Source organism: Serratia sp. PAMC26656 (assembly GCF_016469055.2).
In the GTDB taxonomy this organism is placed as follows: Bacteria; Pseudomonadota; Gammaproteobacteria; order Enterobacterales; family Enterobacteriaceae; genus Serratia; species Serratia plymuthica.
In genome coordinates, this window is sequence record NZ_CP150486.1 from 4,362,129 (window position 1) to 4,375,097 (window position 12,969).

A 12,969-nucleotide genomic window follows, 5' to 3' on the forward strand; every position below is an offset into this window, starting at 1 on the left:
ATGCATGACACAGAGGCCCTGTAAGCCCTTGTGGCGCGGGGTTTCGGCTGTTTTGAGAGGCTGGGGATTAATGCAAAATCATGCACCCTATGCATGCACGCTCGATTTAAGGCAGGCTAGCCAGAGAAAAGGCTGTTTTCGGGATTGGGGAATGGTAAAAGCCCCGCAGCAAAATCAGCTATGCGACGGGGCTAGTTCAATCAATGAAGTGTTTGATTTCGGCTATAACGGCGGTAGCGATTTAGTGTCCTTTTTTCCGGCGGCGGTAAATCATCGCTGGTCACCGTTTGCGATTGAATGGGCTGGCATAAAATCTTATCGACGCTCTCTACCGTTTTAAAGGTGCAGGAGCACACAATGTTTTGGCACTGATAATAGGCCTCTTTCGTTTGTTCGGTCACATAACGGCTGGTACGGGTATAAGAAGAATGAGTACACAGTGGGCAACGCATCATGATGTGGCCCCTTGCTGCTGCAAGCGCTGACGTTTTGTTTTCAGCTCAGTTGCAACCTGCATTCGACGCATTGGGCTGTTTTGCAGTTCTGGCAATACCCCGGTTTCTTCCGGCTTCTTCAGCCCGATGTCTTTCAATACTGGGTGCTCAATGCCCTGTAATGCCGTGGCCGCATGAATATGGCCGCTCAGCGCCCCCAATAGACGTTGCTCTATCATTTTCATCGGGTCGTTCCCATAAACGCCATAAGCCTGTTTCGCCAGTGCGCAAGCCTTGATGACGTCAGGGCTGATAAGTGCAGCACTGAGCGCGTCTACCGCCTTACTCATCGCATGTTCGGCAAAGGCCGTAAGGGCTGTTTCATGTGCGGCGACTACCTCCGGGGCCGAGCGGCCGCAATCAAGGTGAAGCTCCATTTTGTCCAGCTCCATTTCCTCAACCAGACCGTCGAACTCTTTCGCCAGCTCCCGTTTGGAAATCCGGCTGTGGTGTTGCGCTTGTAGCTCTGGGGTCATTTCCCCACGCAGTTTGCGAAACAGGGTGCGCCACTGGCTTTCTGCCTCATGGCTCTCCACTTCCGTGTCTTTCTTCTGTTGATGGCAGCGGGCGATCCCCGTAATGACGTCCGTCAGTGCCTGATAGTTTTTGTCGTGGGCGGCGCGGGCATCACGCAGGGCTTGCAGCTTATCGGTGATGTGCTTGGGTAATGCAGTTGTGCTCATGGGGTTATCTCCGGTGTCAGTCAATGTGAGGCTATTCTGCTGACTGCCGTACAACATCGCCATTCATCCCGGTTGGACTGTCCGCAGGACAACAGCCCCAAAAACTGACGATAAAACCATCAAGGAGATTTTAGTTTTATATAAAACTATTCACTACTGTTCACTTTAACAAAAAAGCAATATAAATCAGTAAATAAAGCAGTGAACAGTTTATCTAAAACTCGTCATCAAGTGTTCACTACTGTTCACTCGGCTAAAAACAGCTTTTTTCTGGCTAGCCGGTATTTAATGTTTTTATCTATTCATTCTCTGGATACCAATCGGTATTACTGGTAAGCGGAGTTGTCATTAATTGTCATAGATTGTCAATATGAGGCAATAAAGGGCAATACGCCCATTCGATTGAAAAACAAGCAAAAAAGCTCGGACACCACACAACATTCCCTTGTTGCCACCCCGCAAAATATTCTCATAATAGGGCGCTACCAGACGAACCCACACAGCGCCGGTGAGATCCCACCGGGTATAAACGAGGTAGCATTCCATGTTTGCAGTTGCCACACAGACCCCCTCCACACTCTCGCCCGCCCCGGTTGATTACACGCCACGCGATCGCTTCATTCGCCTGCCGGAAGTGCTGTACACCACCGGGCTGTCACGCTCTACCGTCTACGAGATGATGACCCGCAAGCAGTTCCCGGCCCAAGTTTCCCTTGGCGGAAAAACTGTCGCATGGCTCGAATCAGAAGTTGAAAGCTGGATGGCTGAACGCATCGCCAACCGTCATCAGGGGGCCGCAGCATGATGCGGTTAACCTTTGGCCGCCAGCACTTTACCCTGAGCGACAACGACGCGCTGTTTGTCGCAGAATCCATCCTGTTGCAACGCAAACAGCCGGATATTGCCTTGCCGGAACACCGCAGTGATAAGCACGGTGTGATCCGCCTGGCCAGCAGCCAGGCCGAACCGCGTCTTTTCCGTGCCGGGCCGGTGCCACTGACCAGCGCCGCCGCCGATACCCGCCACGACCAGCTTACCGACTGTTGATCACTATGCGATCGATTGAACGTCCGGGGGCGTCTTACGGCTTGCCCCCACGTCCAGCCCTGCGTTATAGTCCCCCCGCTGTCGCAAAATCGACAGCCGGGCGTAGGAACCCGTGTTTAATCTTGGCGACAAATGAACACGCGCCACGCGTGTTTTTTTATGTCGTGGCCTTAGTGCGCTCATTTTTTGCGCGGTGGATGTTATGCTACCGTAGCAGTCAAACAATGGTGGCTCAGGCGGGGCAGCCTTCGGGCTGGCCGGTTTCCAAGGTTGCCGGTATTCCTACCCCCGTCTGGGCTACCACCATTGAGTGTAGGAACTCCGGTGGTAGCAATAATACGCTAACCTTGGAGGCTGCCATTATGGCTACAACCCTCACCCCGACTCACCCTGAATTCTGTTTCCTGTTTGCGGCCATTCGCCGATCTGCCCTGACGGCAACCCCGTGCATGCTGCGCACCGTGGCGGATTCCGAGCATAGCGCTCGCCGCCTGCTGGCACGTGACTACATTCTGTCGTTTGCGGGCCGTCTGCCCGTGCAGGGGGTGGCATGAATACGCTGGCCGCCCGTTTCCACAGTGAAACCTTCTATCCTATCCCGCATGCTGACTTCCTGCGTCTTCAGCACGCGCATTCTACCGGCGTGCTGTTCCTCGACATGCTGGACACCCTTGAGTCGACCGGCCAGCGCCCTGACGCCGCTCAAAAAGCCGCCTTTGCGTCTGTCATAGCGGTACTCACTGACCAGCTTGGGCAGGTCGTCAAAACCTGTGATTCCCACATTCTCGCCAGCATGGAGGCTTCCGCCGCATGAATACCCCACAGTCTTGTTTACCTGTTGAAGTCCGTACCGCCGTTTACCGCCGCGCACTGGCCCATGCCTATCTCGATACCTGCGCTTTTTACCGGGTGAACCCCGGCTACACGCTGGATGAGCTGCAAATGGCGATTGCGATGGACATTGAAGGCTACTTTGTTCGTCAGCACGGCGCAGAGGCAGGCATGGATATGGCCTGCACCATGCTCAGTGACATGGTGCAGCCGGATATTCTGGTGGCACCGCCGCGCCTGACCACGCTCGGCCAAAAGATGATGGATGAGCTGTGCTGTGGCCGAATGGCCGTCACCTGCAACACCACCGTGCACTGAGGGAGCAAAACAATGACCGCATTAAGCGTTTCTCACACCTCACGTGCAGCGACCGGCCACTGGCCGGTGTTGCTTCCCGTGCTGGGTATTCACATTATTGCAGGGGGGCGGGCGCAGCCCTGCCCGGTCTGCGGCGGCAAAGACCGCTTTCGCTTTGATAACTTGCAGGGGCGCGGCACATGGTACTGCAATCAGTGCGGCGGTGGCGATGGCCTGAATCTGGTCGAAAAGGCACTGGCCGTGACCACCAAAGAGGCTGCAGTGAAAGTGGCCGGGGTATTGGGTGAGCCATCAGGCAGCACCTTGCCCGAATACAACCCCCAACAGGAACAGCAGGACAAAGCGCTGGCACAGTATCATGCAGCGCAGCAGGCCAGACAACTGCTCGCCAGCGCCCGACAGCAGGCCGGGAATGCCTATCTGACCACCAAAGGCTGGCCGGACACTGACACCCTGACATTACAGGGGCCGTCGCTACGCGTGGGCGGCATCACTTACCAGCCCGGCGACCTGCTGTTGCCCCTGACCAACAGCGCCGGGGATGCGGTTAACGTCCAGTTAATTAATGGCGCAGGCGACAAGCGCACGCTGGCCGGGGGACAGGTGAAAAACACCTGCCATTTCCTGCCGGGGCAGGATAATGCCGTTATCTGGCTGACCGAGGGTTACGCCACCGGCCTGACCGTGCACCACCTGACCGGGGAAAGTGTATGTGTCTCGCTCAGCGCCAATAACCTGCCCGCGATGGCGCAGCAGTTGCGCACCCACTACCCTGACGCGTTGCTATTGCTGGCAGCCGACAATGATGAGAACGGCACCGGGCAGGCCCGTGCCGCCGAAGCCGCGCAACTGAGCGGCGGTAAACCGGCATTACCGCCAGAGACGGGAGACTGGAACGATGTTTACCTGCAACAGGGCAAGCTGGCCGCGCTTACGCAGTTGACGGCCTTCAGCCAGCCCAAGCAACCCAGCCCGTTTGATACGCTCAGCGATGCCGACCTGAAAGCCATGAGCGCCAGTGAAAAGGCCGAACTGCTGGCGGAGCACTACCAGCACCTGCTGGCCGTGCCACAGGTCGGTGAAGACCTGTGCCGCTATGAAAATGGCGCATGGCAGGTGTTACCGTACCGGGTGCTCAGCCGCGAGATTGCCGCCCTGTTCCAGAAAATCCGCGCGCCATTCTCGGCGGCGGGTATCAACAGCATTCTGGACACGCTCCGGCTGATGGTGCCACAAATGGGCACGCCGGCACGCCACCTGATTGGCTTTCGTAACGGGGTATTTGATACCACTACCGGGCAATTCAGCGTACACCAGAAAACGCACTGGCTGCGCACCGTCAACAGTGTGGACTACACGCCGCCCAAGGCCGGGGAAAATCTGGCCGATCACGCCCCGCACTTCTGGCGCTGGCTAACACGCGCCGCAGGGCATCAGCCTGACAAGCAGGCGCGCATTCTCGCCGCGCTGTTTATGGTGCTGGCGAACCGCTATGATTGGCAACTGTTCCTTGAAGTGACCGGCCCCGGCGGCAGTGGCAAAAGCGTGATGGCCGCAATAGCCAGCCTGCTGGCAGGGAAAGACAACACCACGTCGGCCACCATCGATACGCTGGAATCCTCACGGGAACGCGCCTCCGTGGTTGGGTTCTCGCTGATTATTTTGCCTGACCAAGAGAAATGGAGCGGTGACGGGGCGGGCATCAAAGCGATCACCGGCGGCGATGCGGTGGCTATCGATCCAAAATACCGGGATGCCTACTCCACGCACATTCCGGCGGTGATTCTGGCGGTAAACAACAACCCGATGCAATTCAGTGACCGCAGCGGCGGAGTCTCCCGTCGCCGGGTGATCCTGCCGTTCCCGGAGGTGATACCGGCCAACGAGCGTGACCCGCAGTTGCTGGCAAAAATTACCGGTGAGCTGGCGGTGATCGTGCGCCACCTGATGCAGCGTTTTGCCACGCCCAATGACGCACGCGTATTGCTGGAAGCGCAACAGAACTCCGATGAAGCGCTGGAGATTAAACGCAGTGCCGATCCGCTGGTCGATTTTTGTGGTTATCTGCTGGCGGTCAGTGCGCCTGACGGCCTCTATATCGGTAATGCCAACATTACCCCGGCGAACCCACGCAAATACCTGTATCACGCGTACCTCTCTTACATGGAAGCGCGGGGACACAAGTACCCATTGAATCTGACCGCGTTCGGGCGTGCCGTGCCGCAAACCCTGCGTGAGTATGAAATCGCGCTGTTGAAACGCAAGACCAATCAGGGGATGCAAACCAACCTGATATTGAGCGAAGACTGTGAAGCCGACTGGCTCCCCAAGTGCGAAATGCGTTGAGCGGATGGCGTCACGATCGTTTCTGCCGATCAATAGGCTTTTATTGATCTGCCGAACCCATTGGACGCTGTTGTGCGAGGACACTTATAGTTCCCCTGTACAAACCGCACACACCCAACACCGGGGAACTCCGTAGCGGTGACTACTCAGGCCTGCATTGCAGGCCTTTTCTTTGCCTGAAATCTCTCACTGTCGCTCACTCACTGTGCAGTAAATCACCGGCTTAGGCCGGTATTTTGCATTTTGAGGTCTGACTGTTCACGGTGAGTGACTAGTCAGGGCAAACTCATCACTAACCAATCACTACTTAATGTATTGTTTTTAAACAACTAAAGCCAAAAGTAAACACTGTGACCAGTTTTTCTATAAATCTTTTTTTCTGGCGTTTAGATCATTGCCCTTTAGAGACTTTTCCAGTCAGGTAGTTTGTTAAGCGGGATACTTACACCTACCTGTCGAAAGGCTGTAAACTGATAAAACCTATGAATGATTCTGAGTATTTTATGATTTTGTACAAATACATAGACAATGCTTCATTAGATCGATTCTTCAAAGATGGCTACATCTCTATAAAATTCACCCCGTACAGTGAGTTTAATGACCCTTTCGAAAGTTATGGGTATGCACTTGATGATGAATCAATTGAATCATTAACTATGAGGTATGAGATAAATCAAAACCTTGCCTGCTTATGCCTTTCTAAAAATCCACTCAACGTATTGATGTGGTCACATTATGCTGATAAGCATCAGGGTTTTGTTGTAGCAATCGACACTGAGAAAGCAGGATTCGATGATGAAGAAAAATGCCTGATTACAGCTCCGAAAGGTGATATTGATTATTTAGGAAGCCGAATAAAAAGCAAACTAAAAATCAATCAAGAAAACATCTATAATACTGATATAATTCGTAAATTATTGCTAACTAAATCATTGCATTGGCAATATGAAGAAGAAATAAGAATAATAAAAAAGACAAAATCATTACAAAAACAAGGCACTGTTTTAATTGATAAAGTAAATGATTTAAGATCGGTAACAGGTATCTATATCGGGATTAACAACAAAGGATTTGATGAAATCATTAGAAATAACAATACATTAGAGGCATTGATTTTAAACAAGACAGTGCAGTTATATCAGTGTGAATTCAAGAAAAGTACATGGGATCTCGCCATAGAAAGTTATGAATACACCAAATACCCGCATGATATGCAGAGAATGGATGTATTTGATTCTCTAGAGAAAGTTTTAAGAGCAATGGAACGTAACCACATAGGCGATTGAGATTATCCGTGGCGATTACCATGTCTGCAATGTCCGCTCCTGGCACATAGCAAACTGTCAACCCGGAGTATTGTGTACCGGGTGGTATTAAATTCCCGTGAAATAGCGCTGATACTGATCCCGGCGATCATACGTGTAATCACGGCAAGTTGTTGTTCTTCATTCAGTGCTGAAGGACGACCAAATCGCTTTCCAGCTGTTTTTGCCCTTGCAATACTTGAGTGCGTGCGCTCAAGCAACAGATCCCGCACAAATTCCGCCACAGCAGAAATCACCGACATCAGCGTGAAAAGCAACTCAATAACCGGCTCAGGCCGGTATTTTGCATTTTTGGGTCTGACTGTTCACTGAAAGTGACCAGTCAGGGTAAACTCATCACTAACTAACCACCGATTAAATTATTGTTTTTAAACAACTAAAATCAAAAGTGAACAGTGTGACCAGTTTTTCTATAAATCTTTTTTTCTGAGCGAGATGACGGGTTCGATCTATCATGGGGCTGATCCAAAAACAAACTCGCTTAAGGGATAACTGCTGATACCGGATTCTAAAATCACCCTCTAAATCGGTGTCACTTTCCTGCATTGGTATACGTTTAGGTATATCCTACAAGTCTGAACTAATTTTTTATCAATGATTACAACAAACTAATCTATTTATTCAGATTCCCCCAGCCCCCAAATAGGTCACCGGTGATACCAGATAGATCCGGCGATAATAGCGAGAAAGCCCGCAACTCCGTTGCGGGCTTTTTTGTGTCTGTCGTAGTTAACCTGGAATTTATTAGTCTATGTTGCAGAACAGGGTACGCCGCTGGCTTTCGGCCCCGCGGCCTTCCACTGCCGTGTCTTTCTTCGCGAGAGACCTAATCCCTGTGCAAACAGTCAGTTTGATAAAAACCTAGGCATAAAGAATGTCGCTCATGTATGAGGTTTACATGCGCGACATTCATTTTAAACGGCTTTTCTTTCCGTTAAAAAATCAATTAATGTCTTCACTCTTTTGGTCTTGCCCGCATTTTTCGGGTAATAGAGATAAACGGCTGGGTAGGTTTTCCAGTAATTCTCCATCACGGGAATAAATTTCTCTTTGTCGGGCTGTAACCTGTGAATGGGCTCAAACAACCTTCCGATGCCCAGTCCGCTCCGTATTCCATCAGCCATAACGTCAATATCGTTGCTGATTAACTGGCCCGGCATCTCAACGGTTAGTTGCTCGCCTTTGTGATCCAGAATCAGCGGAAGAATGCGGTTATTGGTGATGAATCGATAGCCGATAAGGTTGTGCTGATGGAGCTCTGCCGGCGTAGTGGGTGTCCCGAACGCCTCCAGATAGGCCGATGACGCATACAACCCTTCCCTAAACGGCTTCATCAACTGGCGAGCCACCACGCCGCCTTCAAGAATATCGCCAAAGCGTATCCCCAGATCAAAGCGCTCATCAATAATATTGACGGTGCCGTCGTAAACCGAAACTTCAAGTTTAATGCCGGGATATTGCCAGCAAAAGGCCGCCATAGCCGGTTTGAGTATGAGCAGATAAGCGAAGCGGGAGAGCGTAATCCTGACCAGGCCGGAGGGTTCCCTGTTCTGGTCGCGGATGTTTTCCAGCGACTTTTCAAGCGAGTCCACCGCCGCTACGGTTTGCTCCAACAGCTGTTGCCCAGCTTCCGTCAGTTCAATGCGCCTTGTCGTACGGACAAAAAGAGGATGACCTATGTGTTGCTCAAGCAGCTTAAGCGCCTTACTGACGGAGGGAGGCGTAATCTCGAGCTTCCTGGCCGCAGCCGAAATATTGCCTTCCCGGGCAATGCTCTGAAAGATGCGTATCTGGTTGTAAATCACGTTATTCATCACGTCATCCTGAAGCAAATGGCCCACCGATTATTAACTACAGGCTAAATATCCTTAAGTCAATAAGGGCCTAATCTTATCAAAATCGCGAGCTTATACTTTTTTCAGTGCCCCTTCTTAGTTAAGTTCAGGAGACTGAAATGCGCATTTTGTGTTTGGATATTCCCGCTTCCGGCGCCTCGCTGGAAAAATACGCTCCACATCTGACTTCAGAAGTGTTGCATACCTGGAGTTTGTATAAATCCGGCAGTATCCGGGATATTTATTTTCGACAGGATCGGCCCGGCGTAGCGATTTTTCTTGAATGTGACTCGGTGGAAAAAGCCCGGATGCTGATGGCCGATTTTCCGCTGGCAAAAGCCGGTCTGCTTACCTTCGAATGTATCCCTTTGGGGTCATTTACCAATTGGGAACACCTGTTTGCCGGGGAGTTCAAAGATCAGCCAGAGGAAGCGATGAAATGAAATCAGACCGCAAACCCGTGTTGTGCGTCGTCACCAGCCATCCGATAAAAGGCGTTTCCGGCGTGCCTACCGGTTTTTTCATGGCAGAGCTCACCCATCCCCTGAAAGTGCTGGAAGATGCGGGGATCCCAACAGTGATTGCCAGCATTCGTGGGGGCCAGCCGCCGGTTGACGGTTTCGATCTCAGCGATCCCGTTAACGCCTGGTTCTGGAACGAGACCGATTTCCAGCATCGCCTCGCCACCACACCGCCTTTATCTGAGCTGAACGGGGCCGATTATTCCGCGGTCTTTTTTGCTGGCGGGCACGGCACAATGTGGGACTACCGCGATAACCCGGATGCGCAGCGCATTATCAGAGAGGTATACGAAAGCGGTGGGATAGTGTCGGCAGTCTGCCATGGCCCGGCCGCGCTGGTTGACGCAAAACTCAGCAATGGTGAATACCTGGTGAAAGGAAAGAACCTGGCAGCCTTCACCAATAAAGAAGAAGACGAAGTTCAGGCAACGGCTGTGGTCCCCTATTTGTTGGAAACCGCCCTGCGGGAGCACGGCGCACTTCATCATGAAGCACCCAACTGGTCTGAGAATGTGGTGACGGATGGTCGCCTGATCACCGGTCAGAACCCTGCCTCAGCGCACGGCGTTGGCGTGGCGTTGGTGGACGCGCTGCACCAGACAATCTAACGGCGGGCACCGCACGCTGGCACCGTTATTCTGTTCAACGTGTTAAGCCTTCATTTTGGCCGGGCGGGAAGTCATTTCTCCGGCCCTTTCCAGGAGGACATAATGAAAAAATTGCCAAAAATAGCGTTGGGAACCTGGTCCTGGGGAGCGGGATTTGCGGGTGGAGATACCGTATTCGGAAATCACCTTTCCGACCGGCAGATGGCAGAGGTATTCAGCAACGCCATGGATAAAGGGCTTAATCTGTGGGATACCGCCGCCGTCTACGGGATGGGAAGCTCCGAAACAGCGCTGGGTAAGTTAGTCCGTCAGTACCCGCGTGAAGACATAATTCTATCGACCAAGTTTACCCCGCAAATTGCCGACAAGACGCCGGTTCAGCCCGTTAGCGCCATGCTTGAGGCGAGCCTCGAGCGCCTGGGCGTGGAGGAGATTGATATCTACTGGATCCATAATCCTTCAGACGTGGAGAAATGGACGCCGGGCCTTATTCCGCTTTTACAGAGCGGCAGGGTTAAACAGGTTGGCGTATCCAATCACAGCCTGGCACAAATAAAGCGTGCCAATGAAATCCTGAAACAGGCCGGTTTCTCTGTAAGCGCAGTTCAGAATCACTACAGCTTGCTCTACCGTTCATCGGAAGACGCGGGGATCCTCGACTATTGCCATAAAAACGGCATCACCTTTTTTGCCTATATGGTGCTGGAACAGGGAGCCTTGAGCGGCCGTTACAACTCGCAAAATCCCATGCCCGCGGGCAGTGGGCGCGCTGAAACCTATAACCGGGTTCTACCGCAGTTAGAAAACTTAACCGCGGCGATGAAGGTGATGGGAGATGCCAGAAACGCCAGCATTGCGCAGGTTGCCATCGCGTGGGCCATTGCGAAAGGCACCCTGCCGATCATTGGTGCGACCAAGATTCACCATGTTCAGGACGCTGCCGGGGCTGCAGACATTCAGCTTGGCGCTGAGGAAATGGCAACGCTGGAACGCCTTGCCAAAGAAGCGGGAGTTGATACGCGGGGGGCATGGGAGAAGTCCATGGTCTAGCGAGGGGCTCGAAGCATGTCGCCGGGTTCCCCCTTTTTCAAGACGGGATCCCGCGTTCTGGCAGGCATCGCCATTTCAGGCATTCTCCCCCGTTGTACAGCGGTTCCCCTATGTCAACACACTGAGCGGAAATCAAAAGCGATGAAAATCATTTGCCTTGAAGAACATACTCTGGATAAAGCGCTGGTTATGGCATCCATGCCGGCTGCACTTGAGCAGGCTCCGTTTCTGAGCGATTGGGGAAAGACGGTTACTGACGGCAATCTTCCCGATCGAAGCCGCCCCCAAATTGAAAAAAACGACCTGATTAACATTAAGGGAGCAGACATAGGTCGCGGGCGTCTGGACGATATGGACGTGGCCGGTATCACCATGCAGGTGCTTTCGGTTGGAGGATTTCCACACCTGATATCGGCTGCTGAGGGGGTGGATTTGAACCGCGCGGCTAACGACCGCCTCGCTAACGCGGTTAACGCTCATCCAGACCGCTTTGCCGCATTCGCCACGCTTCCATGGGCTCAGCCCGATTCGGCAGAAAAAGAACTTGAGCGAGCGGTTAAAGAGTTGGGTTTTAAAGGCGCTCTGCTAAACGGCAGGCCATCAACCCATTTTCTCGACCATCCGGATTACGACGGGCTGCTGGCCCGCTTCAACGCTCTTGGCGTCCCGCTCTATCTCCATCCGGGGCTTCCCGTTCGCAGCGTACAACAGGCTTATTACGGTGGCTTCAGCGATGAAGTCACCGCTAGGCTATCGATGTTTGGTTGGGGCTGGCATCACGAAGCGGGCATTCATCTGCTGCGGTTAATCCTGTCCGGGGCCTTTGATAAATATCCGAACCTTCAGGTCATAAGCGGCCACTGGGGAGAGATGCTGCCATTCTGGTTACAGCGTTTGGACGATAGCCTCCCCCAGGCCGCTACGGGGTTACGACGCACCATTACGCAGACCTTTAAGGAACAGGTGTATGTGACACCCTCCGGAATGCTGACGCTACCGCATTTTCAGTTTATCTATGCGCTGTTGGGGGCCGAGCGGATTATTTTTTCTGTTGATTATCCCTACCAGACGCTGGATGGCGTGAAGGCATTTATCCAAAGTTTGCCTGTTCCTGAAGAGGCGAAAGAAGCGATAGCCTTCCGCAATGCTGAGCGGTTGCTCGGATTAACGTCTTGATAAAAAAGGTTTTGCGGAAGCCTTGAGTCAACCAGGGTAATTATTAGCTTTTAGCTAAAAGTGATTGTTCCATTAATACTCTAAAAAACAGAATACGGTCATTCTATACTGGTGACCTGGTAAACAATTAACTTTTAAGCTATTGAAAATGAAAAATATCCTGATTATTTCCGGACATCCGAATCTTAACGAGTCAATCGGTAACGCGACTATCCTGGATGAGATAACCCTGGCATTGCCGGAGGCTGAAATTCGCCGTCTGGATTGGCTCTATCCGGACAACAAAATCAATGTAAAAGCAGAGCAGGAGAGCCTGCTGAAAGCCGATGTGATCGTCTGGCAATTTCCCTTCTCCTGGTATTCGCTTCCGGGCGTAATGAAATTATGGCTGGATGAGGTTTTTGTCCACGGGTTCGCGCATGGTTCAACCGCAAAACTGGGCGGTAAAAAACTTATTCTTTCGTTTACCACCGGCGCACCGCAAGCACTCTATTCATCGGAAGGATTTTTTGGCCATAGCCTTGAAAATTACCTTACCCAGTTTGAAACCACCGCCAGGCTTTGCAATCTCGATTTGCAAATGCCGGTGTATACCTGTGGCATCAGTTATGCCGACAGGGATGAAAATAAAATAGCGCAACAGAAAATAATGGCCAAAGAGCATGCCTCACGACTGATCGCGCTGTTGAAATCCTTATCCCCAGAATTGAAACTGGCCGTATAAAATAAAGGCAC

At 52.1% G+C, this 12,969-nt stretch carries 15 protein-coding genes and 1 pseudogene; 12 read left to right on the forward strand and 4 right to left on the reverse strand.

The features are described from left to right. Positions 1-200 precede the first annotated feature (200 nt). Both JEM67_RS21545 and JEM67_RS21550 read right to left on the reverse strand, forming a co-directional pair. A complete protein-coding gene (locus JEM67_RS21545; protein WP_199636862.1) occupies positions 201-455 on the reverse strand; it encodes an ogr/Delta-like zinc finger family protein in 255 nt (84 codons plus the stop codon). Beyond that, a complete protein-coding gene (locus tag JEM67_RS21550) occupies positions 452-1,177 on the reverse strand; it encodes an NAD-dependent aldehyde dehydrogenase (protein ID WP_199636850.1) in 726 nt (241 codons plus the stop codon). The genes JEM67_RS21545 and JEM67_RS21550 overlap by 4 nt, the downstream gene beginning before the upstream one ends. Before the next feature lie 544 nt (positions 1,178-1,721). On the opposite strand from JEM67_RS21550, the gene JEM67_RS21555 reads away from it, so the two are divergent. The 7 genes from JEM67_RS21555 (at position 1,722) to JEM67_RS21585 (ending at position 7,005) form a co-directional block, all read left to right on the forward strand. Then, positions 1,722-1,982, forward strand: a complete 261-nt coding sequence (locus JEM67_RS21555) for a helix-turn-helix transcriptional regulator (RefSeq protein WP_199636844.1) — start codon at positions 1,722-1,724, stop codon at positions 1,980-1,982. After that, positions 1,979-2,224 (forward strand): hypothetical protein, encoded by a 246-nt coding sequence (locus JEM67_RS21560; RefSeq protein WP_199636839.1) that lies wholly within the window; start codon positions 1,979-1,981, stop codon positions 2,222-2,224. The genes JEM67_RS21555 and JEM67_RS21560 overlap by 4 nt, the downstream gene beginning before the upstream one ends. Before the next feature lie 5 nt (positions 2,225-2,229). Beyond that, a complete protein-coding gene (locus tag JEM67_RS21565) occupies positions 2,230-2,778 on the forward strand; it encodes a host cell division inhibitor Icd-like protein (RefSeq protein WP_199636834.1) in 549 nt (182 codons plus the stop codon). After that, entirely contained in the window at positions 2,775-3,038 is a 264-nt protein-coding gene (locus tag JEM67_RS21570) for a hypothetical protein (protein WP_046374790.1), read from the forward strand. The genes JEM67_RS21565 and JEM67_RS21570 overlap by 4 nt, the downstream gene beginning before the upstream one ends. After that, a complete protein-coding gene (locus tag JEM67_RS21575) occupies positions 3,035-3,373 on the forward strand; it encodes a DUF5375 family protein (protein ID WP_199636828.1) in 339 nt (112 codons plus the stop codon). The genes JEM67_RS21570 and JEM67_RS21575 overlap by 4 nt, the downstream gene beginning before the upstream one ends. Positions 3,374-3,385: 12 nt before the next feature. Next, positions 3,386-5,719, forward strand: coding sequence for a primase-helicase zinc-binding domain-containing protein (locus tag JEM67_RS21580; RefSeq protein ID WP_199636823.1), 2,334 nt, complete (start codon positions 3,386-3,388; stop codon positions 5,717-5,719). A 482-nt stretch (positions 5,720-6,201) separates the two neighbouring features. After that, entirely contained in the window at positions 6,202-7,005 is an 804-nt protein-coding gene (locus tag JEM67_RS21585; protein ID WP_233527755.1) for a DUF2971 domain-containing protein, read from the forward strand. A gap of 2 nt (positions 7,006-7,007) precedes the next feature. On the opposite strand, the pseudogene JEM67_RS21590 reads toward JEM67_RS21585, so the two are convergent. Then, a pseudogene (locus JEM67_RS21590) lies at positions 7,008-7,286 on the reverse strand (recombinase family protein); the annotation flags it as partial. Positions 7,287-7,958: 672 nt separating this feature from the next. Then, on the reverse strand, positions 7,959-8,858 hold the full coding sequence (locus JEM67_RS21595) for a LysR family transcriptional regulator (RefSeq protein WP_199636818.1): 900 nt from the start codon (positions 8,856-8,858) through the stop codon (positions 7,959-7,961). Between the two features lie 140 nt (positions 8,859-8,998). Here JEM67_RS21595 and JEM67_RS21600 point away from each other — a divergent pair, with 140 nt between their 5' ends. The 5 genes from JEM67_RS21600 to JEM67_RS21620 all read left to right on the forward strand — a co-directional run bounded on the left by JEM67_RS21600 (position 8,999) and on the right by JEM67_RS21620 (position 12,958). Further along, entirely contained in the window at positions 8,999-9,322 is a 324-nt protein-coding gene (locus JEM67_RS21600; RefSeq protein ID WP_013814194.1) for a hypothetical protein, read from the forward strand. Then, positions 9,319-10,008, forward strand: a complete 690-nt coding sequence (locus JEM67_RS21605; RefSeq protein ID WP_199636813.1) for a type 1 glutamine amidotransferase domain-containing protein — start codon at positions 9,319-9,321, stop codon at positions 10,006-10,008. The genes JEM67_RS21600 and JEM67_RS21605 overlap by 4 nt, the downstream gene beginning before the upstream one ends. Before the next feature lie 102 nt (positions 10,009-10,110). Then, on the forward strand, positions 10,111-11,058 hold the full coding sequence (locus JEM67_RS21610) for an aldo/keto reductase (protein ID WP_199636809.1): 948 nt from the start codon (positions 10,111-10,113) through the stop codon (positions 11,056-11,058). A gap of 141 nt (positions 11,059-11,199) precedes the next feature. Then, entirely contained in the window at positions 11,200-12,234 is a 1,035-nt protein-coding gene (locus JEM67_RS21615; RefSeq protein ID WP_199636805.1) for an amidohydrolase family protein, read from the forward strand. Positions 12,235-12,382: 148 nt separating this feature from the next. Continuing rightward, on the forward strand, positions 12,383-12,958 hold the full coding sequence (locus tag JEM67_RS21620; RefSeq protein WP_199636800.1) for an NAD(P)H-dependent oxidoreductase: 576 nt from the start codon (positions 12,383-12,385) through the stop codon (positions 12,956-12,958). Positions 12,959-12,969: the final 11 nt, after the last annotated feature.

Excerpts from the sequence above, each read along its gene's own strand:
- JEM67_RS21545 (WP_199636862.1), bottom strand. The coding sequence starts at position 455 with ATGATGCGTTGCCCACTGTGTACTCATTCTTCTTATACCCGTACCAGC.
- JEM67_RS21550 (WP_199636850.1), bottom strand. The coding sequence starts at position 1,177 with ATGAGCACAACTGCATTACCCAAGCACATCACCGATAAGCTGCAAGCC.
- JEM67_RS21555 (WP_199636844.1), top strand. The coding sequence starts at position 1,722 with ATGTTTGCAGTTGCCACACAGACCCCCTCCACACTCTCGCCCGCCCCG.
- JEM67_RS21560 (WP_199636839.1), top strand. The coding sequence starts at position 1,979 with ATGATGCGGTTAACCTTTGGCCGCCAGCACTTTACCCTGAGCGACAAC.
- JEM67_RS21565 (WP_199636834.1), top strand. The coding sequence starts at position 2,230 with ATGCGATCGATTGAACGTCCGGGGGCGTCTTACGGCTTGCCCCCACGT.
- JEM67_RS21570 (WP_046374790.1), top strand. The coding sequence starts at position 2,775 with ATGAATACGCTGGCCGCCCGTTTCCACAGTGAAACCTTCTATCCTATC.
- JEM67_RS21575 (WP_199636828.1), top strand. The coding sequence starts at position 3,035 with ATGAATACCCCACAGTCTTGTTTACCTGTTGAAGTCCGTACCGCCGTT.
- JEM67_RS21580 (WP_199636823.1), top strand. The coding sequence starts at position 3,386 with ATGACCGCATTAAGCGTTTCTCACACCTCACGTGCAGCGACCGGCCAC.
- JEM67_RS21585 (WP_233527755.1), top strand. The coding sequence starts at position 6,202 with ATGAATGATTCTGAGTATTTTATGATTTTGTACAAATACATAGACAAT.
- JEM67_RS21595 (WP_199636818.1), bottom strand. The coding sequence starts at position 8,858 with ATGAATAACGTGATTTACAACCAGATACGCATCTTTCAGAGCATTGCC.
- JEM67_RS21600 (WP_013814194.1), top strand. The coding sequence starts at position 8,999 with ATGCGCATTTTGTGTTTGGATATTCCCGCTTCCGGCGCCTCGCTGGAA.
- JEM67_RS21605 (WP_199636813.1), top strand. The coding sequence starts at position 9,319 with ATGAAATCAGACCGCAAACCCGTGTTGTGCGTCGTCACCAGCCATCCG.
- JEM67_RS21610 (WP_199636809.1), top strand. The coding sequence starts at position 10,111 with ATGAAAAAATTGCCAAAAATAGCGTTGGGAACCTGGTCCTGGGGAGCG.
- JEM67_RS21615 (WP_199636805.1), top strand. The coding sequence starts at position 11,200 with ATGAAAATCATTTGCCTTGAAGAACATACTCTGGATAAAGCGCTGGTT.
- JEM67_RS21620 (WP_199636800.1), top strand. The coding sequence starts at position 12,383 with ATGAAAAATATCCTGATTATTTCCGGACATCCGAATCTTAACGAGTCA.